The organism is Streptomyces sp. NPDC001728 (assembly GCF_040297565.1).
Taxonomy (GTDB): domain Bacteria; phylum Actinomycetota; class Actinomycetes; order Streptomycetales; family Streptomycetaceae; genus Streptomyces.
This window is the reverse complement of record NZ_JBEOZK010000001.1, coordinates 110,368-137,240: the sequence shown is the minus strand read 5'-3', so window position 1 is coordinate 137,240 and position 26,873 is coordinate 110,368. Positions and strand designations below refer to the sequence as shown.

The window sequence follows — 26,873 nt, the reverse complement described above, 5'->3', positions numbered from 1 at the left end:
TACGCATCGAGGAGACAGAGATGTCATCCCTTCCCGCCTCTCCCGACCTCGCCGGATCCGGTTCGGCCGCCGACGCCCCGAACCTCGACTTCGCGGGGACGACGCCGTACGAGGACTACGTCCAGGCGGACGTCCTGACCCACCTCCAGCACCTCCGCTCGGACGACCCGGGCGAGATGGTCTTCCTGGTCACCACCCAGGTCATGGAGCTGTGGTTCACGGTGATCGTCCACGAGTGGGAGACCGCGAGCCGCGCCCTGCGCGAGGACCGCGTCCCCGTCGCCATGGACGCGCTCAAGCGTTCGGTCCGCCAGCTGGAGGCTCTGAACCACTCCTGGCGTCCGCTGGCGCAGCTCACCCCCGCCCAGTTCAACTCCTACCGGGCCGCCCTGGGCGAGGGCTCCGGCTTCCAGTCCGCGATGTACCGCCGGATGGAGTTCCTGCTCGGCGACAAGGCCGCGTCCATGCTCGTCCCGCACCGGGGCGCGCCCCGCGTCCACGCGGAGCTGGAGAAGGCGCTGCACGAGCCGAGCCTGTACGACGAGGTCCTCGGGCTGCTGGCCCGGCGCGGCCTGCCCGTCCCGGCCGCCGTCCTCGACCGTGACCTGGCGCAGCGGTACGAGCCCTCCACCGAGGTCGAGGCCGTCTGGGCCGGGATCTACGCGGAGGCCGACCAGAACGGCGAGCTGGTCCGGCTCGGCGAGGCCCTGAGCGACGTCGCCGAACTCGTCTGGCGATGGCGCAACGACCACCTGGTGGCGACCCGGCGCGCGATGGGCGCGAAGACCGGCACCGGCGGTTCGGCGGGCGTGGCCTGGCTGGAGAAGCGGGCCCAGAAGAACGTGTTCCCCGAGCTGTGGACGGCGCGCAGCCATGTCTGAGCCGTACGAGAAGAGGGCCGCGGGTCTCGACGCCGCCGACGCCCTGGCGGAGCACCGGAAGAAGTTCGCCCTCGACGAGGGGACCGTCTACCTCGACGGCAACTCGCTGGGCGCGCTGCCCGCGCACGTCCCCGCCCGGATGGCCGATGTCATCACCCGCGAGTGGGGCGAGCTGCGCATCCGCTCCTGGGACGAGTCGGGCTGGTGGACCGCGCCCGAGCGGATCGGCGACCGGATCGCGCCGATCGTCGGCGCCGCCGCCGGGCAGGTCGTCGTCGGCGACTCGACGAGCGTGAACGTCTTCAAGGCGGTCGTCGCGGCGGCCCGTCGAGCCGGTGACGACCGGGACCAGATCCTCGTCGACGCGACGACCTTTCCCACGGACGGGTACATCGCGCGGTCCGCGGCGCGGATGACGGGTCACGAGATCGTGCCCTGCGACCCGGCCGACATGGCGGACGCGGTGAGCGACCGTACGGCCGCGGCGCTCGTCAACCACGTCGACTACCGCAGCGGCCGGCTCCAGGACCTGCCCGGCATCACCGCCGCGCTCCACGGGGCGGGCGCGCTGGCCGTCTGGGACCTGTGTCACAGCGCGGGCGCGCTGCCCGTCGGGCTCGACGAGCACGGGGTCGACCTGGCCGTCGGCTGCACCTACAAGTACCTGAACGGCGGGCCCGGTTCGCCGGCCTACCTGTATGTCGCCGAGCGGCACCAGGGCGCCTTCGACTCGCCGCTGCCCGGCTGGAACTCGCACGCCGATCCGTTCGCGATGACCCCCGGGTACGAGGCGGCCACGGGCGCCGTGCGCGGCCGGGTCGGCACCCCGGACATCCTCTCCATGCTGGCGCTCGAAGCGGCGCTCGACGTGTGGGACGGGGTCGATGTCGAGGACGTACGGGCGAAGTCGCTGGCGCTGACGGACTTCTTCCTGGAGTGCGTCGAGGCGTACGTCCCCGGGGGCCGCGTCACGTCCGTGACGCCCGCGGCGCACGGCGAGCGCGGCAGCCAGGTGGCGCTGAGCTGCGAGAACGCGCCCGCGGTGATGGCCGAGCTGATCAAGCGCGGGGTCGTCGGCGATCTGCGCCGCCCGGACGTCCTGCGGTTCGGCTTCACCCCGCTGTACGTCGGCTTCGCGGACGCGGAGAAGGCGGCGCGGGTCCTCGGGGAGGTCCTGGCCGATCTCGCCTCCTGAGGCATGAAGGTCCGATGATCGCCTGATCTGCGGGGGCTCCGGTGCTGGTACCGTCCCCGCAGGTCAGGCCAATTCGGCCCCGTACCCGAGAGGTTGGAACAGCATGCCGGACCCCGCCGCGCGCGCCGCCGCCGAAGAGGCGTCCGCCTTCTCGCACCCGGCCGTCGCCCCGGACGCCACCGCCGCGTACGGCGACCACCCGGACCAGGTCATCGACTTCTACGCCCCCCGCGACGGCCGCACCCGGGCGCCGCTCGTCGTCGCCCTGCACGGCGGGGCGTGGCGGGCACCGTACGACCGCGTCCACCTGACTCCCTTCGCGGACTTCCTGGCCCGCCGGGGCTTCGCCGTGGCCAGCGTCGAGTACCGGCGCGGCAGCGACATCCCCCGGCAGGGTGGTGCCGCCCCCGTCGCCGGGCGCTGGCCGGAGACCTTCGACGACGTGGCCGCCGCTCTGGACGCCGTACCGGAACTGGCCACCGCGCACCTGCCATCGGCGGACATCGGCAAGATCGTGCTCACCGGCCACTCGGCGGGCGGCACGCTCGCCCTGTGGGCCGCCGCCCGGCACGTCCTGCCCGCCGGGTCCCCGTGGCGGCTGCCCGCCGCGCCCGCGCTCCGCGGGGTCGTCGCGCTCGCCCCGATCGCCCACTTCGACCGGGCGGTCGAGCTGGGCGTGTGCGGCGGCGCGGTCACCGAACTGCTGGGCGGCCCGGCCGCGTACGGGGAGCGGGTGGCCTCCACCGACCCGTCGGCGCTGCTGCCGACGGGGATCGCGACCACGGTCGTGCAGGGCCGCGAGGACGTCGACGTGCCGTACGCGGTCGCGGAGGCGTACGCGGAGGCGGCGGCGAAGGCCGGCGAGGAGGTCGGCTTCACCCTCCTCGAAGGCGTCGGCCACTTCCCGCTGATCGACCCGGCGGCGGACGCCTGCGCGGTGGTGGCGGAGGAACTCGCGCAGCTGGCCTGGTGACCGGGGACTTCCCGGATCTCCCGTACAACCATGCGAGCCGGTCGCGGGTCTGATCGGGCAAGGACGTCCGTGTCCGATCTTCCTCGTGGGGGTTTCACCTTGCAGCTCCGCTCCACCGGCACCCGCCTCGCCGCCGCCGTCACGGCCGTCCTCGCCGTCACGGCCGTCGGCGCGGGCACGCTCGCCACCGCGCCGGCCGCGTTCGCGGCCACCTCGGCCGCGGCCGGCCAGGCCTCGGGCCTTCCCGTCTTCCCCAAGGGCGACAACCTGGCGGGCGTGGGCACCAGCGGGTTCTTCTCGTACGACTACGCCGACGGGGTCATGTCCCTGATCTGGACGCCGTACGACGGGGGACCCTCGACCAGGCTCCACCGCCCCGAGGGCGGCGGGTTCGCCCTGGCGGGCAATGACCTGGCCGTCATCGGCGACGAGAGCTGGACCGTGCAGATGCGGTCGCTCACCCTGCGGAACATGGCCGACCCGGCCGCCCCGGGCGTGGACATCGACCTCGGCGCGCTGAACGGCAACTACGTGGCCGTGCTGAGCCCGACGAGCGTCCTGGCGCAGATCACGAAGGCCGACGGCACGGCGGAACTGCACGTCGTGACCAGGAACGGCGCCACGACGACCACCCGCAAGGTCGCGGGACTGCCCGCGGACGCCACCGAGTTCACCGGCTCGACAGCCCGTGACGGCTCCGTCCTCGTCGGGTACGCGACCGGACCCGCGAACGCGCGGACCGGCGGCCGGGCCCTGGTCGACACGGCGGCCGGGACGGTGACCGAGACCTACGCCTCCGTGGACTCCGGGTACGACTACACCCAGCTGATGTTCTCCGCCTCGCACGTGGCCTGGCTCGACTACTCGGACGAGGACGGGCTGTACGTCACGTCCGTGGACCGGAAGACGCGCGAGGAGAAGAAGACCGCGCTGGGCTCCCGCACCGAACCGTGGTTCTGCGAACTCGTGGGCGACCGGCTGGTGTACGGCGCCCGCTGGTCGACCGCCCGGGCCGTCTCCCTCAGCAGCGGCGAGTCCCAGGACCTCGGCGTCACCACCGCGGCCTCGGCGTCCTCCTCCGACGGCAGCGCGGTGCTGCAGGGCAGCCGGGGCGACGAGGGCGACGGGCTCTTCCGGGTCGCGACGGCGCAGGACGGCACCCTGGCGGTCACCAAGGTGGCGGAGACGGGCGTTCGGGTCGTCCCGCTGGCGATCCAGGAGGTCCACGTCCCCGACACGGTGAACCCCGACACGACCAGCGGCAGGGTGAACCTGTCCTGGACGCTGTCGCGTGCCGACGCCTACCTGGACGTCACGCTCACGCACATCGCCACGGGCAAGGAGTTCAAGGCGCGGGTGGACGCCCCCGCGAAGGGCACCACGTTCTCCCTCAGCTGGGACGGCGTCATCGAGGAGTCGACGCCGGACGAGACCGGGTTCGTGGACGCGCCGAACGGCAAGTACGCCGTGGAGGCCGAGGCGACGCTGCTCGACGGCACCGGCGAGCCCGCCTACCAGGGCTGGATGACGAACCTCGCCCGGACGTACAACCCGCACGACTTCAACGACAACGGATCCACCGACGTCCTCTTCCGGGACGCCGCCGGTGTGCTGTGGCGCGAGGACCTGAGGGACCGCACCCCGCTCTACGGCGAGGTCAGGACCGCCAAGACCACCCGTATCGGCTCGGGCTGGGGGATCTACAAGACGATCGAGGCCGTCGGCAACGCCGGCGGCGCCGCCACCGGCGACGTGATCGCGGTCGACGGCTCCGGCGTGCAGTGGCTCTACCTGGGCAAGGGCGACGGCACGTTCGCCCCCCGGGTGAAGGTGGGCACCGGCTGGCAGGTCTACAACAAGGTCGCCGGCGGTTCGGACCTCGACGGCGACAACCGCCCCGACGCGGTGGCCGCGGACACCTCCGGCGTCCTGTGGTTCTACAAGGGGACCGGCAACTACGCGAAGCCGTACGCGCCCCGGGTCCGGGTCGGCGGGGGCTGGCAGGTCTTCAACCAGATCACCGCCGTCGGGAACATCGCCGGCACGGCCGCCGGGGACCTGGTCGCCCGCGACACCTCCGGCGTCCTCTGGCTGTACCAGGGCAACGGCCGCGGCGGCTTCGCCCCCGGCGTGAAGGTCGGCGGCGGCTGGGGCGCCTACTCCCAGTTCGTCGGCGCCGACGACCTCGACAACGACGGCCGCCCCGACCTGATCGCCTACGGCACGAGCGGCGAGTACGGCGCGTACGTCTACCGCTCGACGGGCACCGTCACCGGCCCCTTCCGAGCCCGTCAGACGACGGACCTCTTCAGGTACGACGGCCTCAGGTACGGCAACGTCTCCTGAGGCGCGCCCCCGGCCGGACCGCGCTAGTCCTCAAGGGGGACCCGGAAGGATCCGCATCCAGCGGGACGACCGGGTCCCCCGCCGCCCGTACCGTTTCGGTGTGACCCAGACACAGACCTCCGAGACGAGCCGCAGCCCCGAGTTCCGCCTGGTGCAGGCGGCGCTCGGCGGGCTGCACCAGGAACTCTTCCACGACGCCTTCGCCTACCGGCCGCTGCCGCGGATGGACGTGGAGAGCAGGCCGCCCCGCTTCCTGCCACGGCGGATACGCGTGTACGCGGGGCTGCTGCCGCACGCCGTCGTCGCCTTCGCGGCGGTGATCGTCTTCATCATCGGGACGCAGCGCTACAACGGCGTCGTCGGCCCGATCGGGCTCGTGGCCACCCTCGCGCCGGCCGGGGTCGTGCTGCTCACCCTGGTCCGGCCGGTCCTCGCCTTCTGGGCGTCGCTCGGCACGACACCGTTCATCGGGTACATCGCCGGCTTCGGGACCGGCTGGCCCTGGGCGGCGAACTCCTTCGCCGCCCACCTGGTGGTCCTCGCCGTGGTCGCCGCCCGCTCCCGGCCCCGTACCGCGGTGTGGATGTGGCTCGGGACGGCGGGCTACGCGGTCTTCGCCGAGACGTTCCTCGGGATGGGCGGCGGCACCGACGCCATCCCGATGGTGTTCGTCTCGGCCCTGGTCCTGCTCACCGTGACCGTCTTCCAGGTCCGCCGACAGGCCGACCGCGAGGTCACCGCCCAGCAGACCGTCACCGCGCAGGAACGCTCCAAGCGGACCCTCCTGGAGGAGCGGACCACCATCGCCCGTGAGCTGCACGACGTCGTCGCCCACCACATGTCGGTGGTCGCGATCCAGGCGGAGGCCGCCCCGTACCGGGTCGAGAACCCGCCGCCGGAGCTGGAGCAGGCCTTCCTCACCATCCGGGAGAACGCCGTCGCCGCGCTGACCGAGCTGCGCCGCATCCTCGGAGTCGTACGCGCCGAGGACTACGAGGCCCCCGACGCCCCGCAGCCGACCCTGGCCGATCTGGACACGCTGGTCGGGAACGTCGCCGACGCCGGTCTCGTCGTCGAGAAGACGGTGACCGGAGCGGTACGGGAACTGCCGCAGGGCGTGGAGCTCTCGGCGTACCGGATCGTCCAGGAAGCCCTGTCGAACGTGCTGCGGCACGCGCCGGGCGCGGCGGCGAAGGTCGAGGTCAGCTATGTGCTCGGCGGCCTCGGCCTACGGATCGCCAACGGTCCCGCGCGCGGCCTGGTCAAGCCCTCGCCGGGCGCGGGCCACGGCATCACCGGCATGCGGGAGCGTGTGACGATGCTCGGCGGGGAGATGACGGCCGGGGCCACCGAGGACGGTGGCTACGAGGTGGCGGCCTTCGTCCCCGTGAGCCGTGAGGAGGCCGAGCTGTGATCCGCGTACTGATCGTCGACGACCAGGTGATGGTCCGGGAGGGCTTCTCGGTGCTGCTCGGCGCGATGCCGGACATCGAGGTCGTCGGGGAGGCCGTCAACGGCCGGGAGGCGATCTCCCAGGTCGCGGCCCTCCACCCGGACGTGGTCCTGATGGACATCCGGATGCCCGAGCTGAACGGCATCGACGCCACACGGGAGATCGTCGCCGCCGACGCGGACGCGAAGGTGCTCGTCCTGACCACCTTCGACCTGGACGAGTACGTGTACCAGGCGCTGCGCGCCGGGGCCTCCGGCTTCCTGCTGAAGGACGCGTCGGCGCGGCAGCTCGCGGACGGGGTGCGGGTGGTCGCGGCGGGGGAGGCGCTGCTCGCGCCGACCGTGACGAAGCGGCTGATCACCGAGTTCGCGAAGGCGCCGGGGAACTCCCCGCGCCCGCCGGCGATGGCGCGGATCGGTGAGCTGACGGAGCGGGAGACGGAGGTCCTGGTGCTCATCGCGCAGGGCCTGTCGAACGCCGAGATCGCGGACCACCTCGTCGTCGCGGAGTCGACGATCAAGACGCATGTGAGCCGCATCCTGGTGAAGCTGGGGCTGCGGGACCGGACGCAGGCGGCGGTGTTCGCGTACGAGGCGGGGCTGGTGCGCGTCGGAGGCTGAGGCGCGGCGGCCAAGGAGATGATCTCCACCCGCGTGGGGCGTCCGTCCGGAACCCGAAAAGTTGTCCACAGCTGTGGAAAAACTTCTGCGCTCCGACACCGACACCGACACCGACACCGAGTGAGCGGGCGGCCGGGCCCTGGCAGGGGCCCGGCCGCCGACGGTGCCGGCCGGCGGCGTCAGCCCACCATGTCCCTGCGCCGCAGCCCCGTGAGACCCGCCGCCGTCAGCGCCACCGCCAGGGCCGTCAGGAGCAGCACCGGGGTCCAGGCCATCTCCTGGCCGGGAAGCTTCGGCAGATGGCCGAAGGGGGAGAGGTCCAGGACCGCCTGCGGCAGGCCGAGGGCCGGGCCGATCCAGCCGAGGGCCAGACAGAGACCGGCCACGCCCCACGCGGCGGTGGCCGCCCTGGGGACGGCGCCCCAGAGGAGGACCGCGAGGGCCGCGAGGGTCCACACCGCGGGGAGCTGGACGAGCGAGGCGCCCAGGACCGCGCTGAGGTCGTGCCCGTACCCGAGGGCCAGGCCGAGGCCGCTGAGGAGCAGGATCAGGGCGGAGCCGCCGAAGGCGATCACCAGATGGCCGGCGGCCCAGCGGAGCCTGCCGAGAGCGCATCCGAGGAGGGGTTCGGCCCGTCCCGAGGTCTCCTCGCCGTGCGCCCGGAGCACCGAGCCGACCGCGAAGAGGGCCGCGACCATCCCGAACAGGGACACCATGGTGGCGAGGAAGGCGCTGGTCAGGGCGGTCTGGCCGCCCATCCGCTCGAAGATCTCCCGGGCCTGTTCGTTGTCGCCGACGATATCGGCCGCGCCCACGACGATCCCGCCGAAGACGAGCCCGCCGACCAGGTAGCCCAGCGACCAGCCGAGGAGGGTGCCGCGCTGGAGCCGCCAGGCGAGCGCCCCCGCCGTCGCGAGCCGTCCCTCCGCCGGGCCCGGCCGGGTCGCGAGGAAGCTCGCGCCGACGTCCCGGCGGCCGGTCAGCGCGTAGGCCGCCGCCGCCTGGACCAGGACGGCCGCGGCGATCAGCAGCAGCACCCACCAGCGTTCACCGGCGAAGGCGCGGACGTTCTCGGCCCAGCCGATCGGGGAGAGCCAGGTCAGGAAGCTGCCGCCGTCCGCGCTCCCGGAGTCGCCGGCCGCGCGCAGCACGAACGCGAGGCCGAGGGCGGCGCCGGTGAGCCCCTTGGAGAGCCGGGCGCTCTCGGTGAGCTGGGCGGCGAGCGCGGCCGTGGTCGCGAACACCATGCCGGTGCCGCCGATGGCCAGGCCGAGGGCGAGCGCCCCGGCCGCCCCCTGTCCGGCGAGCCCGGCGGTGACGAGGAGCGCGACGGCGGCGTTGACGACGAGCGCGGCGAGCAGGGCGGCGGTGAGCGGGGCCCGGCGGCCGACCGCACCTGCGGACAGCATCTCCTGACGGCCGGTCTCCTCCTCCTCGCGGGTGTGCCGGACGACCACGATCAGGCTCGCGACGGCGGCGAGGACGGCGGCGAAGGTGCCGAACCGCCAGGCGACGAGCCCGCCGAGGGAGTCGTCGAAGACGGGGCCGTAGAGCGCGCGCATCGAGCTGTTCGCGGTCATGGAGGCGGCGAGGTCGGCGCGTTGGGCGGCGGTGCCGTAGAGCCCTTCGAGCGAGCCGACGCCGCTGGCGACCATGCCGCCGGTGACGAGCGCCCAGACCGGGATCATCAGCCGGTCGCGGCGCAGGGCGAGCCGGGTGAGGGTGCCGGTGCCGGTGAGGACGGCGCTCATGACGCGGTCACCTCGGCCGCGTAGTGCCGGAGGAACAGCTCCTCCAGGGTGGGCGGGGTGCTCATGAGGCTGCGGACGCCCGAGGCGGTCAGGGAGCGCAGGACGGCGTCGAGCTTGTCGGTGTCGACCTGGAGCTTCACCCGGAGGCCCTGCACGTCGAGGTCGTGGACGCCGGGGAGGTGGGCGAGGCCGTCGGGCGGGGAGGCGAGTTCGGCGGTGACGCTGGTGCGGGTCAGGTGCCGCAGCTCGACGAGCGAACCCGACTCGACCGTGCGGCCCTTGCGGATGATGCTGACCCGGTCGCAGAGGCTCTCGACCTCGCTGAGGATGTGGCTGGACAGCAGGACGGTCCGGCCCCGGTCGCGGGCCTCCTCCACACAGCTCTGGAAGACCTCCTCCATCAGCGGGTCGAGGCCGCTGGTCGGCTCGTCGAGGACGAACAGTTCGGCGTCGGAGGCGAAGGCGGCGACGAGGGCGACCTTCTGCCGGTTGCCCTTGGAATAGGTGCGGCCCTTCTTCGTGGGGTCGAGCTCGAAGCGCTCGGTCAGTTCGGCGCGCCGGGTCTTGTCGAGGCCGCCCCGGAGCCTGCCGAGGAGGTCGATGACCTCGCCGCCGGAGAGGTTGCGCCAGAGGGTCACGTCGCCGGGGACGTACGCGATGCGGCGGTGCAGCTCGACGGCGTCCTGCCAGGGGTCCTTCCCGAGCAGCCGGGTGGTGCCGGAGTCGGGGCGCAGGAGGCCGAGGAGAACCCGGATGGTGGTGGACTTCCCGGAGCCGTTCGGGCCGAGGAAGCCGTGGACCTCGCCGGTCTCGACGGTCAGGTCGAGGCCGTCGAGCGCGTGGGTGCGCCCGAAGGACTTGTGCAGTCCGGCGACGCTGATTGCCTGGGTCATACTTCAGAACGTACGCTGGTTTCACAAAGTTGTGAAGTTATGGAAGCGTATAAAGTCGGGGGATGAGCGAGATGACGACCGGCGGGAGCGCGGGCGCGGGTGCGGGCGGTACGGGTGCGGCCACGGGCGAGGACGCGGCGGTGTCCCGCTTCGTGGAGCGCTTCGCCGCCGAGCTGACCGAGGCGGGCATGCAGCGGATGGCCTCCCGCGTCTTCGCGGCCCTCCTCGCCTCCGAGACCGCCTCGATGACCTCGGCCGAACTCGCCGGGCAGCTGCAGATCAGCCCCGCCGCCGTCTCCGGCGCGATCCGCTACCTCAGCCAGGTCAGCATGGTCAGCCGCGAGCGCGACCCGGGCACCCGCCGCGAGCGGTACGTCCTCCACAACGAGCTCTGGTACGAGACCTTCACCCGCCGCGACCAGGTCCTCACCCGCTGGGAGAAGGTCCTCGACGAGGGCGCCGCGACCCTCGGGACGGACACCGTGGCGGGCCGCCGCATCGCCGAGACGGCCGAGTTCTTCGCCTTCCTCCAGAACGAGATGCTGGGAATCATGGACCGCTGGTCGGCCTACAAGGAGTCGCGCACGGAGTTCTGAACTCCGGCTTCCCCGTCCCCCGCCTCCGGGCGGACCGTCGCGGGAGGCGCGAGCCGGTCCAGGAGCGCGGTGAACTCCGCGCCGCCCGCCTCCCGGTACGGCTCCGCCGGCCACAGCGGGCGCCCCTCGATCCAGGGCACGACCACCGCCCGCCCGTCGTCCACCCGGTCCAGCCAGCCGCGCAGCTCCACCCGGCCGGTGGGCTCGGACGGCAGCCCGGCCCTGGGGTGCTTCCGCGTGCCGGGCGGCAGCAGTTCGAGCAGCGCCTCGGGCAGGTCGTCCGCCCCGCCGTGGGCCGGGAAGAGCACCAGGACGGGAACGTCTCCGTACGGGGCGTGCAGCAGGACGTACCGGCGGTCGACGGGCACGGGCGCGGTCGCGGCGCGGGCCAGCATCCGGGCCGCGTGGCGGCCCGAGGTCAGCAGCAGGTAGCCGGCGCGCAGGAGCTTGCCCAGCGTGATGACGCCGATGGCGTACACCGCGACCACGAGGGCCGCACCCAGGATCAGCGTCTCGTGCACCCCGGCGCCCCGGCCGAGGCCCCGCACCCGCCACCAGACGACCTCGCGGACGTCCGCCTCGGGGCGGCGGGTGCGGGTCTGCGGGACGGCCTGACGCCCGGCGTGCGCGGCGAGCACGGCGTACGTGGGGGAGGGCGGCGTCTCGGCGGCGGGCGCGTGACCGGCCTTGACCAGGTTCACCGGGGGAGCGCCCGCGGGGGACACGTACGGGACGGGTACGGCACGGGTGCGGCGCCACCGGCCCACCGCGCCGCCGACGAGCCCCACGGGCAGCAGGAGCAGCCCGGACATGCCGAAGGCCTCGTTCACCTTGTTGGCGGGGGCGCCCTCCCAGTCCGCGTTGTACAGGTCGCCCTTCCAGGGGCCGTACGAGACGACGAAGCCGGTGTCCCAGCCTTCGAGGACCGGGTCGAGATCCTTGGTGCACCGGTAGGGGCCGGTCCGCGTGCCCCCGCCGAAGGGGTCCTCCCAGCTGACCGTGCAGTGGCCGTCGGCCTGCTTGCTCAGGACGGTGAGGTCGATCTGCCGGTCGTCGTCCGCGGCCTCGACGCCGTAGATGCCGAGGCCCAGGGCGACGGCGCCGGCCAGGAGCACCCAGCGCCAGAGGCCCCACCGGCGCCGGGGACGGGCCTTCTGCGCGGCGAGGGCCCCGGCGGACGCGAGCGGCGCGGCGGGCCGCCCTGCCGGGACCTGGAGCGGGCCGTCCGCGGCCACCGGCCGCTGCGGGCTGAGCGGCACCGCCCGGTGCGGCAGGCCCGCCCGCACCGCCCGCTCCACGATCCGACGCCGCGCGGCCCCGCCGCGCACCGGCTTCGCCCAGACCAGCTCCCCGCCGCCGGGCGGCGAGAGCACCCCGCCGGTACGCGGGTCCCCGCACCACCACAGCACGCCGTCCGGGCCCGGCCGCACCCGCTCGTACCGCTGCCGGGTGGTCACGACCGTCAGCGGCCACATCTCGCCGCTGTCCGGGTCGGACAGGACGACGGTCGCGGCGTGCCAGGTGCGGGCGACGGGGACGGCGGCGTGCGCCGACCAGGCTCCGGTGCCGAGGGCGTGTCGGATCCGTGGCGCGAGGGACCTGGCGCCGACGCCGATGACCAGCGCCACGATCCCTAGGCCGACGAGCGGCGACACGACGGAGGTCGCCCATTCGCCCGGGCGCAGCACCCCGACGCCGACGGCGGCCACGAGGAGGACCACCCCCGTGACCGTCATCTCGGTGGCTCTCCCCCGGTACCGCGCCAGACCCTTTGCCGTCTCTTCCCGATCCAGCGCGTACGCCATCCCGAGCCCCCCACCTGTCACTTGTGCCCCACGGATGAGGCTAAGCGCCCGGGATCTCCCGGGGAAGCGTCAGCCCCCACGCCCCCGCCCCGACCGTCCAGGTCCTGCGGCGGACCGGGCCCGTGAGCCGCCCGTCCGCCCGGTAGCGGAAGTCCGGGCCCGAGACCGTGAGGGTGTGGGCCGTCGTGTGGTGGGGCGGGGCCGCCGGCGGGTGGACCGTCACCTCGGCGGCGCCGCCCGCCGAGCGGACCGTCAGTCCCTGGACCGGGGTGTCGACGTCCGTGAGCAGCACCCCGTCCGCCTCCACCCGCAGCCGGTGGGCCCGGACCGCGGGGGCCGTCGGGGCCGGGCGGACCAGGGTGCGCACCAGGGAGCGGCAGGTGCCCCAGACGGTGGTGGTGGCGGCGGTGAGCACCGGCGCGGCCGGGACCAGCAGGTCCCCGAGGACGACGCCGTCGCTGTCGTCGACCAGCAGGTCCAGACGGCGCACCGCCCCGTCCAGCACCGCCCGCGCGGCGGCGGGCGTGGAGCGCGGCACGCCGAGCGCGTGGGCGACTTCCAGGGCGCCCGGAGCGCCGATCGGGACGAGGGCGAGGGCCGCCCCGAAGAGCTCCCGCTCGCGGTGCAGCAGCGCCACCGTCCGCAGCAGCGCGCGGTCGTCGCCGAGCACCACGGGACGCCGGGATCCCCGCCTGGCCAGGGCTCTGGAGAATTCCTCGGGGCCGTCCGGCAGGCAGATCTTCGCCTCCGCGCCCGCGGACAGTACATCCTTCGCGATCCGCACGGACTCGCCGTCACTTCGGCGGGCGACCGGGTCGACGATGACCAGCAGCTGGTCGTGATCCGACACCTCGGTCCTTCCTCGGGTAGCATCTTTGTGCAAGAGCCCCTTGCGCTATTGCGCCAGGGGCTTCGTCTATTCCGGGGCACACCGGTGAGGCGGCGTCACGCCCCCTGACCTTGGACATGCCCCACCCGGAAGGGGTGTACGCCTGTGCCCGCACTTGTGCTGCTCGGTGCTCAGTGGGGTGACGAGGGCAAGGGAAAGGCCACCGACCTCCTCGGTGGATCCGTTGACTATGTGGTGCGCTACCAGGGCGGCAACAACGCCGGCCACACGGTCGTCGTCGGCGACCAGAAGTACGCGCTGCATCTTCTCCCTTCCGGAATCCTCTCACCGGGGTGCACCCCGGTGATCGGAAACGGTGTCGTCGTCGACCCGGCGGTCCTGCTCTCCGAGCTGAGCGGGCTGAACGAGCGAGGCGTGGACACGTCGAAGCTCCTGATCAGCGGCAACGCCCACCTGATCACCCCGTACAACGTCACGCTCGACAAGGTGACGGAACGGTTCCTCGGAAAGCGCAAGATCGGCACCACCGGTCGCGGCATCGGCCCGACCTACGCCGACAAGATCAACCGCGTCGGCATCCGGGTCCAGGACCTGTACGACGAGTCGATCCTCACCCAGAAGGTCGAAGCGGCGCTGGAGGGCAAGAACCAGCTGCTCGCCAAGCTGTACAACCGTCGTGCGATCCAGGCCGACCAGATCGTCGAGGAGATGCTCCAGTACGCGGAGCAGATCAAGCCGTTCGTCGCCGACACGACCCTGATCCTCAACAAGGCGCTCGACGACGACAAGGTCGTGCTCTTCGAGGGCGGCCAGGGCACCCTGCTCGACGTCGACCACGGCACGTACCCCTTCGTCACCTCCTCGAACCCGACCGCGGGCGGCGCCTGCACGGGTGCGGGCGTGGGCCCGACGAAGATCAGCCGGGTCATCGGCATCCTCAAGGCGTACACGACCCGTGTCGGCGCCGGTCCGTTCCCGACGGAGCTGTTCGACGCGGACGGCGAGGCGCTGCGCCGCATCGGTGGCGAGCGCGGTGTCACCACCGGCCGTGACCGTCGCTGCGGCTGGTTCGACGCGGTCATCGCACGGTACGCGACCCGGGTCAACGGCCTGACGGACTTCTTCCTCACCAAGCTCGACGTGCTGACGGGCTGGGAGCAGATCCCGGTCTGCGTCGCGTACGAGATCGACGGCAAGCGCGTCGAGGAGCTGCCCTACTCGCAGACCGACTTCCACCACGCGAAGCCGATCTACGAGATGCTGCCGGGCTGGTCCGAGGACATCACCAAGGCGAAGACCTTCGCGGACCTGCCGAAGAACGCGCAGGCGTACGTGAAGGCGCTGGAGGAGATGTCGGGCGCGCCGATCTCCGCGATCGGCGTCGGCCCCGGCCGCACCGAGACGATCGAGATCAACTCGTTCCTCTAGGCCGTACGCCCGAGGGCCCGTGCCCCGTCCTCACGACGGGGCACGGGCCCTCGGTGTCTCCGCGGGTACGCCCGCCGTACCGCTTCCCCTACGCGTCGAACCCGGTCTCCCGCCCGACCTTCTCCCAGGCCGTCAGGTCGCCCCTGACCTGCTCCAGGTGCCCGAGGATCGTGTCGATCGAGTCGGAGCCGAGGGCCAGCCGCAGCGGCGGGTTCTCGGCGTCCAGCGCCGCGAGGACGGCCGCCGCGGCCTTCGCCGGGTCGCCGGCCTGGCCGCCGTCGCCGCCCTCGACGAACGCGCGGGTGGCGCCGGCCGTGCCCCCGTAGTCGGCGAGGGTGCCCGTGCTGAGGCTGCCGTTGCCGAAGAGGGAGGTGCGGAAGGCACCGGGCTCCACGATGAGGACGCGGATGCCGAGCGGGTTCACCTCGGCGGCGAGCGCCTCGGACAGGCCCTCCAGGGCGAACTTGGTCGCGCTGTACGCCCCGAAGCCGGCCATCGACATCTGCCCGCCGACGCTGCTGAGCTGCACGATCGCGCCGGAGCGGCGGGCCCGCATATGGGGCAGGACGGCCCGGGTGAGGGCGGCAGGACCGAAGACGTGCACGTCGAAGAGGGAGCGCAGTTCGGCGTCGGAGGTCTCCTCGACCGAACCGACGTGGGTGCGGCCCGCGTTGTTGACGAGGACGTCGATACGGCCGTGGCGGGCGGCGACCTCGGCGACGACCCGGTCGACGGCGGCCGTGTCGGTCACGTCCAGGGCGACCGGGTCGACCTGGTCGGGGTGGGCGGCGACCAGGTCGTCGAGGGCCCCGGTGCGGCGGGCGGCGGCGACCACCACGTCCCCGGCGCCGATCGCCGCCTCGGCGAAGGCGCGCCCGAATCCGCTGTTGGCGCCGGTGATCAGCCAGACCTTGCCCATGTGCGTACTCCCCGTGTGGTGTTCCGCGGTGTGGTGTTCCGCTGTGCTGTGTTCCGCTGTGCTGTGTTCAACGAGCCTGGCGCAGGCGGGCGTTGTCCGTCCAAGATCTCTCGTGATAACCCAGGGGCATGACGATCACGGACGTCCACGGCCGGGAACTCCGGTACTTCCTCGCGGTCGCGGAGGAGCTGCACTTCACCCGGGCCGCCGAGCGCCTGTATGTGTCGCAGCCCGCGCTCAGCAAGCAGATCCGGTCCCTGGAGCGGCAGTTGGGGGTGCGGCTCTTCGACCGCGACCGGCGCGGGGTGGCCCTCACCTCCGTCGGTACGGCCCTGCTGCCGCACGCCCGCGCCGCGCTCGCCGCCTGGCAGGAGGGGCATGAGGCGGTACGGCGGGCCCGGGAGGCCGAGCGGGGCCTGCTGGTGGTCGGGATGAGCACCAGTCCGGGGCGCGGCGGGCTGCTGCCCGCGATCCGCTCCCGCTTCACCGAGGCGCACCCGGAGGCGGGGCTGAAACTGCGCCAGGTGGGCTGGGAGGACCCGACGGCGGGGCTCGCGGACGGTGCGAGCGATGTGGCGTTCGTCTGGCTGCCGCTGTCCGGGGAGGACCGTTTCCGCTGGGTGGTGGTGGCGACCGAGCCCCGGCTCGTGGCCCTTCCGGAGTCGCATCCGCTGGCCGCCCGTGACCGCCTGGACTTCGCGGACCTTCTCGACGAGCCCTTCCTCGCGCTGCCGGACACCGGGCCCGAACTGCGGGACCACTGGCTGGCGGTGGAGTCCCGGGGCGGCCGGCCGCCGGTGGTCGGCGGGGAGATAGCCAGTGCGGACGAGACCTACGAGGCGCTCGTCGACGGCCTGGGGATCTGTCTGGTCGCGGCGGGCAACGCGCCGCTCCTCGCCCGCGACGGCGTCGTCACCCGCCCCGTCGACGGCGTCGCCCCGAGCCGCTTCGCCCTCGCCTGGCGCGCGGACGACACCCGCCCGCTGGTCAGGGCGTACGCCCGCGCGGCGGGGGCGGGCCGGGGAAGGCCGATGGGCGCGCGGGGCACCGCCTAGGACCGGTAGTACTCGTTCGGTTCGCCGTCGAGCATCGGGTAGACCAGCAGCCGGTCCCGGCCCTTGAAGGTGTCGACGACCAGGTAGCGGGACAGGCCCTCCTGGCACTCGCGGTCCCAGGCGTCGGTGTCCTTGGTGCGGGGGCCGACGACCAGCACGCTCCCGGCGCCCGCGAGGACGGACGTGGTGCCGCAGGACCAGTCCTCGGCGGTGGTCACGCCGTCGACGGTGCGCGGGTAGCCGTCGATGACGCCGATCACGGGGGCGCCGACCGGGCCCTGGGTGATCGTGACCTCCGAGGTGTAGCGGTCGTCGTTCTCGCCGTAGATCTCCGGTGCGGGGACGCGGGACCAGTGGCCGAGGAAGCGGGCGGGGACGACCGCCGGGCCGCTGGGGGCCTTGCGGTACGTGGTCCGCGCGGCGCCCGAGGCCCATTCCAGGACATCGGGGGAGCGCAGGGTGAGGGTCTGGTGGGCGGCGGGTGTGCAGCGCTCGGCGGGCACGCTGGTGGTCACGTCGGACTCGCCGTAGACCACCTTGTCCTCGTCGGCGGAGACGAGCCGCGAGCGGCCCATGCACATCCGGTTCTCGGTGACCTGGACGTAGACGGCGCTCTTGGAGCCCGCGGCGCCCTGGGCGATCTCGATCCGGGCGGTCTCGCGGGGGGACTCGGGCGAGCCCTGCACGACGCCCTCCCAGGCGCCGAGGAAGGCGGCGGGGACGATCCCGGCGGGCCGGGCGGAGCCGTTGCCGCCGGCCCGGTTCTTCCGGTCGTCGCCGGCGCCGGGGTCGGGCCAGAAGGTGTACGTGAGACCGGCCGCGGCGGCCACGACGAGCGCCGTGAGCCCGGCGACCGGCCCGGCGCGGCGGCACGGGTGCCGGGCGGGGGCCTGGGGAGCGGTGGAGGAGCCGGAGGGCAGGGGGGTGGACGGGGTGGCCTCACCGGGGGCGGCGACGACGGAGCCGGAGCCACCGGGGGCGCCGGTGACACCAGTGACGCCGGAGGCAGCAGAGGCACTGGAGACAGCAGCACCGGACGCACCGGAGAAGACCGGACCTTCCTCCTCCGCCCGCGTCTCCGCCTCCAGCAGCCGCGCCGCGTGCCGTCCGAGCCGTGCCAGTACGTCCGCCGGGAGCCACGGGTCCGGGACCGACAGCGTCTCCGCGATCTCGGCGGCCGACGGGCGCCCGGCCGGGTCCTTGGCGAGGCAGGCCCGGATCAGCCCGGAGAGTTCGGGCGCCAGGTCCGTCAGGTCGGGCTCGTCGTGGGCGATCCGGAACATGGTGGCGTGGACGCCGCTGTCCGCCGTACCGAACGGCGCGCGCCCGGTCGCCGCGTACACGAGCACGGACCCCAGGCAGAAGATGTCCGAGGCGGGCTCGATGTGCTCGCCCCTGACCTGCTCGGGCGACATGAAGCCGGGGGAGCCGACGACCGCCCCGGTGGTGGTCAGGTTGCCGCCGTCGGCGACCGTGTCGACGGCGCGGGCGATGCCGAAGTCGATGATCCGGGGCCCGTCGACGGTGAGCAGCACGTTGGACGGTTTCAGATCGCGGTGGACGAGTCCGGCGGCGTGGATGTGTTCGAGGGCGCGGGCCAGACCGCCGGCCAGGGCCTTCACCGTCACGGGTGACAGCGGCCCGGACTCGTCGCCGACGACGGTCCGCAGCGAGGGCCCCGGGACATAGCCGATCGCCACCCACGGCGACCCCGCCTCCGTGTCGGAGCCGAGCACGGGCGCGGTGCCCGTGCCGCCGACCCGTTCCAGGGCGGCGACCTCGCGGGCGAACCGGCGCCGGAACTCGTCCTGGGCGGCGAGTTCGGCGTGCACCACCTTCACCGCGACCGTCCGCCCGCCGGCCGAGCGTGCCAGGAACACCCGGCCCATCCCCCCGACTCCGAGACGGCCGAGCAGACGGAACGGGCCGATGGTGGCGGGGTCTTCCGCGGTCAATGGCTCCACGTCGTCAGAGCATGCCAGACGGCACGTCAGCCGTCCCCGCAGAGCTTCAGCCCCTTCGGGGTGGCGCAGGGCAGGTGGCCCTGGGTGCCGATCACGTCCTGACCGCGGCCCCGGGTCAGATAGCTGAGGAAGCTGGAGGTCAGCGAGTCGGCGGGGGGTGCGCCCCAGGTGTAGGCGTACTCGATCTCCCGGTACGGGTAGCCCGCTCCGCTCATCTCCTCCAGGACGGGTTCACGGCCGTCGATGGCCACCTTGTGCAGGCCCGGGTGTCCGCCGACGGAGCGGAGGTCGGCGTAGCCGATGGCTCCGGGGAGCTTGGCGACGGTGGTCAGGACCCGGTCCGTGGAGTCGAGTTCGCAGCGGATCACCTCGGACTCGGTGTCGTCGACGTTCACGCAGTCCAGGGAGGAGTTGGCGGGTTCGTTGCGTTCCAGGACCCGGCGCTGGAAGACCTCGCGGGTACCGGAGTTGGCGTCGCGGCTGATGAGCCGGACGGGCCGGTCGACGCCGGGGACCAGCTGGCTCCAGCGGGTGATCTCGCCCCGGTAGACGCGGCGGATCTGGTCCAGGGTGAGGTTGTCGACGGGGATGTCGTCGTTGAGGACGAGGGTGAAGAGGGAGACGGCGACCATGCTCTCCCGCAGCCGGGGGAAGCCGTCCGGCTTGCGGCCGTCGGAGAGGGCGATGACGGCGGGGGAGCCCTTGCCCTGCTTCGCGCCGGCGCCGGCGTCGGCCAGCGCCCGGATCCCGGAGGTCGAGCCGTGCGGGTCGAGGATGATCGTCGCCCCCGCGCAGTCCTTCTCGTACTGCTTCTTCACCTCGCGGACGACGGGGGCGAAGGCGGTGGAGCCGGTGACGGTGAGGGTGCCGGTGGCGCAGCCGATCGGCGGCGGGGTCTGCTCGCGGACGATGATCGCGGCGAGCGCGATCACACAGAGGGTGAGGACGACGGTGACGGCCCGCGAGGTGGGGCTGAACCTGGCGGCCTTCTCGTCGGGGGTGGTGCTCCTGTTGCGCCGGATGGCACCGCCCTGGAGGCTGCCGTCGACCTTGACGTCCCGGTCGGCCACCCCGCCGGAGAGCTGGACGAGCAGCTTGAAGTACTGCCCGCGGTCGAGCGCCACCTTGGGGACGAGCACGGCACTGCCGCTGCGGCCCAGCTTGGGGGCGCGCTCCAGGTCGTCCCGGACCGAGACCCAGCCGGCCGGGACGGTGGCGACGACGCCCTGCACGGTCCGGTCGCCGAAGGTGATCCGCAGCCCGTGGGGCTCGGTGGAGGCGCCGTAGTCGTCGGAGCCGATGTCGAGGTCGCGGTCGTTCTCGATGCGGAGAAGGACGAGGGTGGAGCCGTTGGCGGGCGGGGCCATGCCCACCACCTCGCCCTCCCGCACGGTCATGACCTCGCGGTCCTGGTTCTCCTCCCGGTGGAGCGGGGTGTTGAGCTGCACGCGGTAGCCGAGCCGCTTGCGCTGGGGCGAGAACCGGTCGAGCCAGACGACGCCGACCGAGACCAGGACGCCGAGGAGCGCCGTCCCCAGGGCGATGACGTTCTCAGCAGTGATCCACTCCATGGCCGGGAGGGTACGGACGCCTGTACGAGGGCGGGGGCCGCGTAGCGGGCGGTCACCTGGACTTCTCCGTTCGTTCGGAGAGATCCGGGAGCGGGGCCGGGGCGGCGCGGGGTCGGCCCCCGGGTGGCCGGGCAGGGGTTGCCGGGTGTGCGGAGCGTGGGTGTAATGGCGACGAGGGGGCCTTCCGTCTGAGGAGTACCCCATGCGTGTCGTCGAAGTGACCGCCTACGGCGGACCCGAGGTCCTCAGAATGGTCCGCCGGCCGGAGCCGGAGGCCGGGGCCGTACCGGGGAAGGTACGGGTGCGCCTGAAGGCGGCCGGGGTGAACCAGGCGGATCTGCGGATCCGCGCGGGGAAGTACGCCGACATGGTCGGTTCACTCAGGCCCCCGTTCGTCCTGGGGACGGACTTCGCGGGCAGGCTGCTCGACCACGCCCCCGGGATGCCGCCGGGGACCCGGGTGGCCGGGCTCGTGCCGTGGTTCGAGTCGCTGACCGGCGACGGTACCTACGCGGAGATCATCTGGGCCGACCCGGAGTGGCTGGCGCCGGTCCCCGACGACGTGGAGTTCACCGTGGCCGCGTCCCTGCCGCTGGCCTCGGCCACCGCCGAGCAGGGCCTCGAACGGCTCGCGCTGCGGCCGGGCGCGACACTGCTCGTGACCGGTGCGAGCGCGGTGGTGGGCCGGATCGCGGTCCAGCTGGCGCACGCGGCCGGGCTGCGGGTGGTGGCCGTCGCCCACGAGGGCGACGAGAGCGAACTGAGGATCCTCGGCGCGGACCACGTCGTCACGCGCGGCGCCCCGGAGGACGTGGTGGCCAAGGTGCTCGCGGGCGACCCGTACCGGGTGGACGGGGTCTTCGACGGGGCGCTCGTCGGAGACGCGCTGCTGCCCGTCCTCAAGGACGGCGGCGCGTTCGCCGCGCTCGCCCCCGACCGGATCCCGGCCGCGGAGCGCGGCATCCGCGTCGAGGCGGTACGGGCCAGGCCGGACGCCGCCCGGCTGACGGAGACCCTGCGGAAGGTGGCGGACCGGGAGCTGATCACCCGGGTGGCCGACGTGATGCCCCTGGAGGAGGTCGGGGAGGCCCACCGGAGGGCGGAGGCGGGGCACCGGCCCGGCCGCATCATCCTGATGATCTGAGCCGCCTCGCCTGCGCGGGGCGGCCTGCACCAGGCCGCCCACGCCACGCCTGCGTCCGGCCGCCCGTGCTGGGCCGCCCGAGCCCGCGCCGGGCCGCCGCCAGACGCGTCATGCCGGGGTCAGGAACCCTGCGTCCGCCGGTGGACCCGTCCCGCCACAGCGCCCTCGACCTGGCCGACGCCGTCAATGTGGCTCTGGCCGCCGAGTACGACACCGACGCGGTCCTCACCCTCGACCGGCGCGACTTCCGGGCCGTGCGGCCGCTCGGCCGGCACAAGGCGTTCCGGGTGCTTCCCGACGACCTTCCCCTCCGAGTCCGGGACGGGCGGAACGGCCCGGACCGGCAACGTGTCGGGTCCGCCCGCATCTCGGTGGACAAGATGGTCATGGCCCGCCTCACCTGCGGTTCCTTACCCTCGACGACATGACCCCTCATGTCATCGAACCCGATCCCCAGGCCGGGGCCGCCGTCAAGGCCGCCGACCGCGCGCACGTCTTCCACTCCTGGTCCGCCCAGGGCCTGATCGACCCGCTCGCCGTCGCCGGCGCCGAGGGTTCGTACTTCTGGGACTACGACGGAAACCGCTACCTGGACTTCACCAGCGGTCTCGTCTACACGAACATCGGCTACCAGCACCCCAAGGTGGTCGCCGCCATCCAGGAGCAGGCCGGGAAGCTGAGCACCTTCGCTCCCGCCTTCGCCATCGACGTCCGCTCCGAGGCCGCACGCCTCATCGCCGAGCGCACCCCGGGCGACCTGGACAAGATCTTCTTCACCAACGGCGGCGCCGAGGCCGTCGAGAACGCCGTCCGAATGGCCCGGCTGCACACCGGCCGCACCAAGGTGATGTCCGCCTACCGCTCGTACCACGGCGCCACCTCCACCGCGATCAACCTGACCGGTGACCCGCGCCGCTGGCCCTCCGACAACGGCTCCGCCGGCGTCGTGCGCTTCTGGGCGCCGTTCCTCTACCGCTCGCCCTTCTACGCCACCACCGAGGCGGAGGAGAGCGCGCGTGCCCTCCAGCACCTGGAGGACACGATCGCCTTCGAGGGTCCGGCGACCATCGCCGCGATCATCCTGGAGACCGTGCCCGGCACCGCCGGCATCATGACCCCGCCGCCCGGCTACCTCACCGGCGTCCGCGAGATCTGCGACAAGTACGGCATCGTCTTCATCCTCGACGAGGTCATGGCGGGCTTCGGCCGCACCGGCAAGTGGTTCGCCGCCGAGCACTTCGACGTCGTCCCCGACCTGATGACCTTCGCCAAGGGCGTGAACTCCGGTTACGTGCCCCTCGGCGGCGTCGCCATCAGCGAGAGGATCGCGGCCACCTTCGAGAAGCGCGCCTACCCGGGCGGTCTGACCTACTCCGGTCACCCGCTGGCCTGCGCCGCCGCCGTCGCCACCATCCAGGTGATGGAGGACGAGAAGGTCGTCGAGAACGCCGCGCACATCGGTGAGACCGTCCTCGGCCCCGGCCTGCGCGAGCTGGCCGAGCGCCACCCCTCCGTCGGCGATGTCCGCGGCATGGGCGTGTTCTGGTCGCTCGACCTGGTCAAGAACCGCGAGACCCGCGAGCCGCTGGTCCCGTACAACGCCGCCGGCGAGGCCAACGCGCCGATGGCCGCCTTCGGCGCCGCGGCGAAGAAGAACGGCCTGTGGCCCTTCGTGAACATGAACCGCACCCACGCCGTTCCCGCCTGCAACGTCTCCGAGGCGGAGGCCAAGGAAGGCCTCGCGGCCCTGGACGCGGCCCTCTCGGTGGCCGACGAGCACACCGCGTAACCGCTCTTCCCGGGAGGTTCCCTCCGTCTGGACTAGGGTGTCCGGAGCCGGACGGAGGGGACCGACCACATGCCCGCGAGCGGAGCTGTCACACGCAACACCTTGCGACAGCAGATCGCGGACGCGCTCCGTGACGAAGTGCTCGCGGGCCGTCTCAAAGCGGGCCAGGAGTTCACGGTCAAGCAGATCGCCGACCAGTACGGCGTGTCCGCGACGCCCGTCAGGGAAGCCCTGGTCGACCTCTGCGCGCAGGGCCTCCTCGACTCCGACCAGCACCGCGGCTTCCGCGTCCACGAGTACTCGGTCGACGACTACCGGCGGATCGTCGAGGCCCGGATGCTCGTCGTCGACGGCATCTTCCGGCGCCACGCGCCCGTGAGCCCGGCGACCGTGACCGCCGTGACCGCCGTCCCGGAACCCGACCTCGGCATCGGGGTCGCGCTCGTCTCCATACGCCGCAGGGGCGAGGCCGCCTCCCGCGCCGCCCGCGCCGGGGACCTCGACATCCTCATCGGCTACGACATCCGCTACTGGCGCGAACTGGCCAGGCTGGTCGCCTCCAACGACTACATCGCCGACTTCCTGCACCGGCTCCGCGTCCAGGCCTGGGTCTTCTCCGTGCCCTATCTGCGCTCCGAGCGCGACCTCCTCGGCTGGCTGTGGGCCGGCCACGTCGACCTCGTCGACGCGATCACCCTCGGCGACGGCGAAGCCGCCGCCGAGGTCGTCCGGGAGTACAACGCGCACTCGATGGAGTGGGCGGACCGGCTGGAGGCCCGGACCCGCTGAAGCCCCATCGGGTTGAGCCGGGGCCTTGGGGGGCAGGTGCTCAGCGGGTGGGCGTGGTCGGCCCGGCCGACTACCCTGGCCGTCCCTGCAACTGACGGAGAGCGAGCCTCCCTTGGCCTGTGACCTGTGGCTGGTCCCCCTCGTCGACGTGTTGTGCCACAGCCCCGACAACCCCTTCGCCGAAGAGATAGCCGCCTACGACGCCGTGCTGACCGCGTCCGGTCTGCCGACCGTGCCCGTTTACGCGTACATGCCGGGACTCTCCGGCGACGTCGCCCCCATCGCGGGCTTCGACTACGAGGCCCTGCACTTCCTGCGGCGTGCCTACCTGCTCCAGGTGTGCGGGCTGCCGGTCGAGCCGGTCGGCGAGCTCGGAGGGGACTACGAACAGCTCCTTGAGATGTTCGAGGCGACGGCCCAGCAGTCGCACCTGGTCTGGCACTACGACCACGCCGGCGCGTACGTGCCGGTCGAGTTCCCGGTGCCGCTCGCCAGCGACGAGCTGCTCGAAGGCGGCGGGCCGCTCGGCTCCTCGTACGGGCTGCTGCGGGAGCTGGAGTTCGTGGCGCCCGCGATCGGCATCGACCCGAGGAACCCGCCGGCGGCCCCGGCGGCCCCGGAGCGGCCGACCTCCCTGGAGGAGCCGGCCGAGGCCCCTCCGTACGACGGGCACCCCTTCGCGCGGGAGCGGCACGTGTGGCTGGGGCTGCACGCGGCGGCGACCCGGAGCCTGGCCCAGGGCTCGATGATCATCCTGAGCTGAGCCGGCCTGCTGCTCCCGGCGGCCTGCTCTCGGCGGCCTGCTTCCGGCGGCCTGCTTCCGGCGGCCTGCTTCCGACGGGCTGCTTCCGACGGCTCGGAGACCCGCGTCAGCGGGTCTCCGGGGGCCGCTGGCGCGGCATGTTCGGGCGGGTGCCCGGTGGCAGGGGGAAGCGGCCCGCCGGGTAGGCGCTCTCGGAGCGGGCGGGCAGCACGCCGACCGACTGGAGCGCCAGCGGCGCCGGGCCCGAGCGGAACTCGACCATCCAGTCCGCCGTCTCCGCCCGTACCAGCTCCGTCACGTCCTCCGAGAAGCGGCGCAGCACGCCGAGACAGCGGTCGGCAGCCTCGCTCGCGGTGCCCTCGGTGGGGCCGAGCACCTCCCGGACGCTCTCCGAGGCCCAGTCGAACTGGAGGGCCTGCAGCCGCCGCTGCACGGCCTGCGCCGTCGCCACGTCCCTCATCCAGCCGGCCGTCACCCCGAAGTACCGGTCGCAGGCCAGGCACGCGGCGCCGAGCAGCAGCGACACATAGCCCCAGCCCGCGACGCCCTCCGCGACCCCGGTCAGATCGAGCAGCGGCAGCGCGGCACCCGCGGTCACCCCGACGGCCGTGCCGATCCGCAGCAGACGGGCGGCGCGGCGCTTCCAGACCCGGTCGGAGAGGTACCACTCGACGGTCCGCAGGGCGTTGGCCTCCACCCAGCGGTACAGCTCGTCGAGGCGCTCGGCCGGCTCACCCCAGTCGCCCAGGGGGAACGGCGTACCGGTCAGGTCGCGGTGGACGTCTCCCCCGGGGGGCCCCGGCGGCTGCATCTCCGGCTGCTGGCTCACCGGGGGACTCCTCTGTTCAGCTCAGCGCTCGTGGCCTATCTGTGACGTGCGGTGCACGTGGTGCGTGCCCTTCCTACCGCCGAATGGTGGGCGGCGGGCCCGGAATCCCAGGATTTCCGCCCGCAAGGGGGTGTTGATCAGGTAGAGGAGCCCGGGGTTTCTCACCCGAAAGAGTGATGGAGGCGGGGCGGGCGGCGACCACGTAGGCTCGGCGTACCGACATACGGACGTACCGAACCTCAGGAGTGACCGTGATCCCCGGTGGTGGTCAGCCCAACATGCAGCAGCTTCTCCAGCAGGCCCAGAAGATGCAGCAGGACCTCGCCCGCGCGCAGCAGGAACTGGCCGCGACCGAGGTCGAGGGACAGGCGGGCGGCGGTCTGGTCAAGGCGACCGTGACCGGCTCCGGCGAGCTGCGCGGCCTGGTCATCGACCCCAAGGCGGTCGACCCGGAGGACACCGAGACGCTGGCCGACCTGGTGGTGGCCGCGGTGCAGGCCGCCAACGACAACGCGCAGCAGCTCCAGCAGGCCAAGCTCGGTCCGCTGGCGCAGGGCATGGGCGGCATGCCGGGTCTGGGCTTCTGAGCCCCTTCTAAGGCTCGCTTCCAGCCACTACCGTAAGAATCAAGCACCCCGAGAAGGGCGTTCCGTTGTACGAAGGCGTGGTTCAGGACCTCATCGACGAACTGGGCAGGCTGCCCGGCGTCGGTCCCAAGAGCGCGCAGCGGATCGCCTTCCACATCCTCCAGGCCGAGCCCACGGACGTCCGCCGGCTCGCGCACGCGCTTCTGGAGGTGAAGGAGAAGGTCAGGTTCTGCGCGGTCTGCGGGAACGTCGCACAGCAGGAGCAGTGCAACATCTGCCGCGACCCTCGCCGCGACCTGACCGTCATCTGTGTGGTCGAGGAGCCGAAGGACGTCGTCGCGATCGAGCGGACCCGCGAGTTCCGGGGGCGGTACCACGTCCTCGGCGGCGCGATCAGCCCGATCGACGGTGTCGGCCCGGACGACCTGCGCATCCGGGAGCTGCTCGCGCGGCTCGCCGACGGCGCGGTCACCGAGCTGATCCTCGCGACCGACCCGAACCTGGAGGGCGAGGCCACCGCGACGTACCTGGCGCGGATGATCAAGCCCATGGGGCTCAGGGTCACCCGCCTCGCGAGCGGGCTTCCGGTCGGCGGCGACCTGGAGTACGCCGACGAGGTGACCCTCGGCCGTGCCTTCGAGGGGCGGAGGCTGCTAGATGTATGACGACCGG

At 73.1% G+C, this 26,873-nt stretch carries 23 protein-coding genes and 1 pseudogene; 16 read left to right on the top strand and 8 right to left on the bottom strand.

Going from position 1 to position 26,873, the window contains the following annotated elements; genetic code table 11:
- The first annotated feature begins 20 nt into the window (after positions 1–20).
- The 6 genes from ABT154_RS00605 to ABT154_RS00580 all read left to right on the top strand — a co-directional run bounded on the left by ABT154_RS00605 (position 21) and on the right by ABT154_RS00580 (position 7,468).
- Positions 21–881, top strand: a complete 861-nt coding sequence (locus ABT154_RS00605; protein ID WP_351851048.1) for a tryptophan 2,3-dioxygenase family protein — start codon at positions 21–23, stop codon at positions 879–881.
- A complete protein-coding gene (kynU, locus tag ABT154_RS00600; RefSeq protein ID WP_351851046.1) occupies positions 874–2,076 on the top strand; it encodes a kynureninase in 1,203 nt (400 codons plus the stop codon). The genes ABT154_RS00605 and kynU overlap by 8 nt, the downstream gene beginning before the upstream one ends.
- A 103-nt stretch (positions 2,077–2,179) precedes the next feature.
- Positions 2,180–3,049, top strand: coding sequence for an alpha/beta hydrolase (locus ABT154_RS00595; protein WP_351851043.1), 870 nt, complete (start codon positions 2,180–2,182; stop codon positions 3,047–3,049).
- Positions 3,050–3,118: 69 nt separating this feature from the next.
- Positions 3,119–5,395 (top strand): FG-GAP repeat domain-containing protein, encoded by a 2,277-nt coding sequence (locus tag ABT154_RS00590; protein ID WP_351851041.1) that lies wholly within the window; start codon positions 3,119–3,121, stop codon positions 5,393–5,395.
- A 100-nt stretch (positions 5,396–5,495) separates the two neighbouring features.
- Complete coding sequence (locus ABT154_RS00585; protein WP_351851039.1) at positions 5,496–6,809, top strand: sensor histidine kinase; 1,314 nt, start codon at positions 5,496–5,498, stop codon at positions 6,807–6,809.
- Entirely contained in the window at positions 6,806–7,468 is a 663-nt protein-coding gene (locus ABT154_RS00580; protein WP_351851036.1) for a response regulator, read from the top strand. The genes ABT154_RS00585 and ABT154_RS00580 overlap by 4 nt, the downstream gene beginning before the upstream one ends.
- 179 nt (positions 7,469–7,647) lie before the next feature.
- Here the strand turns inward: ABT154_RS00580 and ABT154_RS00575 are convergent, their stop codons facing one another.
- The gene (locus ABT154_RS00575; protein ID WP_351851034.1) at positions 7,648–9,219 is read right to left on the bottom strand and encodes an ABC transporter permease; all 1,572 of its coding nucleotides are present in this window, start codon (positions 9,217–9,219) and stop codon (positions 7,648–7,650) included.
- Positions 9,216–10,112 carry an ABC transporter ATP-binding protein gene (locus ABT154_RS00570; RefSeq protein ID WP_351851032.1) on the bottom strand — a complete coding sequence of 299 codons (897 nt, stop codon included), beginning with the start codon at positions 10,110–10,112 and terminating at the stop codon, positions 9,216–9,218. Before ABT154_RS00570 ends, ABT154_RS00575 begins: the two co-directional genes overlap by 4 nt.
- 71 nt (positions 10,113–10,183) lie before the next feature.
- On the opposite strand from ABT154_RS00570, the gene ABT154_RS00565 reads away from it, so the two are divergent.
- Positions 10,184–10,708 (top strand): GbsR/MarR family transcriptional regulator, encoded by a 525-nt coding sequence (locus tag ABT154_RS00565; RefSeq protein ID WP_351851989.1) that lies wholly within the window; start codon positions 10,184–10,186, stop codon positions 10,706–10,708.
- Here ABT154_RS00565 and ABT154_RS00560 read toward each other — a convergent pair.
- On the bottom strand, positions 10,681–12,444 hold the full coding sequence (locus ABT154_RS00560; protein WP_351851030.1) for a hypothetical protein: 1,764 nt from the start codon (positions 12,442–12,444) through the stop codon (positions 10,681–10,683). The genes ABT154_RS00565 and ABT154_RS00560 overlap by 28 nt on opposite strands.
- A gap of 109 nt (positions 12,445–12,553) precedes the next feature.
- Positions 12,554–13,363, bottom strand: coding sequence for a diacylglycerol kinase family protein (locus tag ABT154_RS00555; protein ID WP_351851028.1), 810 nt, complete (start codon positions 13,361–13,363; stop codon positions 12,554–12,556).
- Between the two features lie 144 nt (positions 13,364–13,507).
- On the opposite strand from ABT154_RS00555, the gene ABT154_RS00550 reads away from it, so the two are divergent.
- Positions 13,508–14,791: an adenylosuccinate synthase gene (locus ABT154_RS00550; RefSeq protein WP_317875160.1), complete on the top strand. Its 1,284-nt coding sequence runs from the start codon at positions 13,508–13,510 to the stop codon at positions 14,789–14,791.
- An 88-nt stretch (positions 14,792–14,879) separates the two neighbouring features.
- Here ABT154_RS00550 and ABT154_RS00545 read toward each other — a convergent pair whose 3' ends face one another.
- Positions 14,880–15,710 carry an oxidoreductase gene (locus ABT154_RS00545; protein WP_351851025.1) on the bottom strand — a complete coding sequence of 277 codons (831 nt, stop codon included), beginning with the start codon at positions 15,708–15,710 and terminating at the stop codon, positions 14,880–14,882.
- A gap of 128 nt (positions 15,711–15,838) precedes the next feature.
- Between ABT154_RS00545 and ABT154_RS00540 the strand changes: the two genes are divergently transcribed.
- On the top strand, positions 15,839–16,765 hold the full coding sequence (locus ABT154_RS00540; RefSeq protein ID WP_351851023.1) for a LysR family transcriptional regulator: 927 nt from the start codon (positions 15,839–15,841) through the stop codon (positions 16,763–16,765).
- On the opposite strand, the gene ABT154_RS00535 is transcribed toward ABT154_RS00540, so the two are convergent.
- Both ABT154_RS00535 and ABT154_RS00530 read right to left on the bottom strand, forming a co-directional pair.
- The gene (locus ABT154_RS00535) at positions 16,762–18,729 is read right to left on the bottom strand and encodes a serine/threonine-protein kinase (RefSeq protein ID WP_351851021.1); all 1,968 of its coding nucleotides are present in this window, start codon (positions 18,727–18,729) and stop codon (positions 16,762–16,764) included. The genes ABT154_RS00540 and ABT154_RS00535 overlap by 4 nt on opposite strands.
- 26 nt (positions 18,730–18,755) lie before the next feature.
- Positions 18,756–20,300, bottom strand: a complete 1,545-nt coding sequence (locus ABT154_RS00530; RefSeq protein ID WP_351851018.1) for a substrate-binding domain-containing protein — start codon at positions 20,298–20,300, stop codon at positions 18,756–18,758.
- Between the two features lie 202 nt (positions 20,301–20,502).
- Here ABT154_RS00530 and ABT154_RS00525 point away from each other — a divergent pair, with 202 nt between their 5' ends.
- From ABT154_RS00525 to ABT154_RS00505, 5 genes and pseudogenes are all read left to right on the top strand, one after another.
- Positions 20,503–21,444, top strand: a complete 942-nt coding sequence (locus ABT154_RS00525) for an NADP-dependent oxidoreductase (protein ID WP_351851016.1) — start codon at positions 20,503–20,505, stop codon at positions 21,442–21,444.
- Positions 21,445–21,608: 164 nt separating this feature from the next.
- Positions 21,609–21,755: pseudogene (locus ABT154_RS00520) on the top strand (VapC toxin family PIN domain ribonuclease); the annotation flags it as partial.
- Between the two features lie 113 nt (positions 21,756–21,868).
- Positions 21,869–23,233, top strand: a complete 1,365-nt coding sequence (locus tag ABT154_RS00515) for an aspartate aminotransferase family protein (RefSeq protein ID WP_351851013.1) — start codon at positions 21,869–21,871, stop codon at positions 23,231–23,233.
- A 69-nt stretch (positions 23,234–23,302) separates the two neighbouring features.
- The gene (locus ABT154_RS00510) at positions 23,303–24,022 is read left to right on the top strand and encodes a GntR family transcriptional regulator (RefSeq protein WP_351851010.1); all 720 of its coding nucleotides are present in this window, start codon (positions 23,303–23,305) and stop codon (positions 24,020–24,022) included.
- Positions 24,023–24,134: 112 nt separating this feature from the next.
- Positions 24,135–24,785 (top strand): putative DNA-mimic protein, encoded by a 651-nt coding sequence (locus ABT154_RS00505; protein ID WP_317875171.1) that lies wholly within the window; start codon positions 24,135–24,137, stop codon positions 24,783–24,785.
- Positions 24,786–24,891: 106 nt separating this feature from the next.
- Here ABT154_RS00505 and ABT154_RS00500 read toward each other — a convergent pair whose 3' ends face one another.
- Entirely contained in the window at positions 24,892–25,596 is a 705-nt protein-coding gene (locus ABT154_RS00500) for an SLATT domain-containing protein (RefSeq protein WP_351851986.1), read from the bottom strand.
- A gap of 269 nt (positions 25,597–25,865) precedes the next feature.
- Here ABT154_RS00500 and ABT154_RS00495 point away from each other — a divergent pair, with 269 nt between their 5' ends.
- Positions 25,866–26,201: a YbaB/EbfC family nucleoid-associated protein gene (locus ABT154_RS00495; protein WP_317875172.1), complete on the top strand. Its 336-nt coding sequence runs from the start codon at positions 25,866–25,868 to the stop codon at positions 26,199–26,201.
- 65 nt (positions 26,202–26,266) lie between these two features.
- Positions 26,267–26,866, top strand: a complete 600-nt coding sequence (gene recR, locus ABT154_RS00490; RefSeq protein WP_317875173.1) for a recombination mediator RecR — start codon at positions 26,267–26,269, stop codon at positions 26,864–26,866.
- The last annotated feature ends 7 nt before the right edge of the window (positions 26,867–26,873 follow it).

What these genes read in the sequence shown, in the direction of transcription:
- ABT154_RS00510 (WP_351851010.1), top strand. Translation starts at nt 23,303, where the DNA reads ATGCCCGCGAGCGGAGCTGTCACACGCAACACCTTGCGACAGCAGATC.
- ABT154_RS00525 (WP_351851016.1), top strand. Translation starts at nt 20,503, where the DNA reads ATGCGTGTCGTCGAAGTGACCGCCTACGGCGGACCCGAGGTCCTCAGA.
- ABT154_RS00530 (WP_351851018.1), bottom strand. Translation starts at nt 20,300, where the DNA reads ATGGAGTGGATCACTGCTGAGAACGTCATCGCCCTGGGGACGGCGCTC.
- ABT154_RS00605 (WP_351851048.1), top strand. Translation starts at nt 21, where the DNA reads ATGTCATCCCTTCCCGCCTCTCCCGACCTCGCCGGATCCGGTTCGGCC.
- ABT154_RS00575 (WP_351851034.1), bottom strand. Translation starts at nt 9,219, where the DNA reads ATGAGCGCCGTCCTCACCGGCACCGGCACCCTCACCCGGCTCGCCCTG.
- ABT154_RS00570 (WP_351851032.1), bottom strand. Translation starts at nt 10,112, where the DNA reads ATGACCCAGGCAATCAGCGTCGCCGGACTGCACAAGTCCTTCGGGCGC.
- ABT154_RS00500 (WP_351851986.1), bottom strand. Translation starts at nt 25,596, where the DNA reads ATGCAGCCGCCGGGGCCCCCCGGGGGAGACGTCCACCGCGACCTGACC.
- ABT154_RS00515 (WP_351851013.1), top strand. Translation starts at nt 21,869, where the DNA reads ATGACCCCTCATGTCATCGAACCCGATCCCCAGGCCGGGGCCGCCGTC.
- ABT154_RS00565 (WP_351851989.1), top strand. Translation starts at nt 10,184, where the DNA reads ATGACGACCGGCGGGAGCGCGGGCGCGGGTGCGGGCGGTACGGGTGCG.
- ABT154_RS00595 (WP_351851043.1), top strand. Translation starts at nt 2,180, where the DNA reads ATGCCGGACCCCGCCGCGCGCGCCGCCGCCGAAGAGGCGTCCGCCTTC.
- ABT154_RS00560 (WP_351851030.1), bottom strand. Translation starts at nt 12,444, where the DNA reads ATGACGGTCACGGGGGTGGTCCTCCTCGTGGCCGCCGTCGGCGTCGGG.
- kynU (WP_351851046.1), top strand. Translation starts at nt 874, where the DNA reads ATGTCTGAGCCGTACGAGAAGAGGGCCGCGGGTCTCGACGCCGCCGAC.
- ABT154_RS00545 (WP_351851025.1), bottom strand. Translation starts at nt 15,710, where the DNA reads ATGGGCAAGGTCTGGCTGATCACCGGCGCCAACAGCGGATTCGGGCGC.
- ABT154_RS00540 (WP_351851023.1), top strand. Translation starts at nt 15,839, where the DNA reads ATGACGATCACGGACGTCCACGGCCGGGAACTCCGGTACTTCCTCGCG.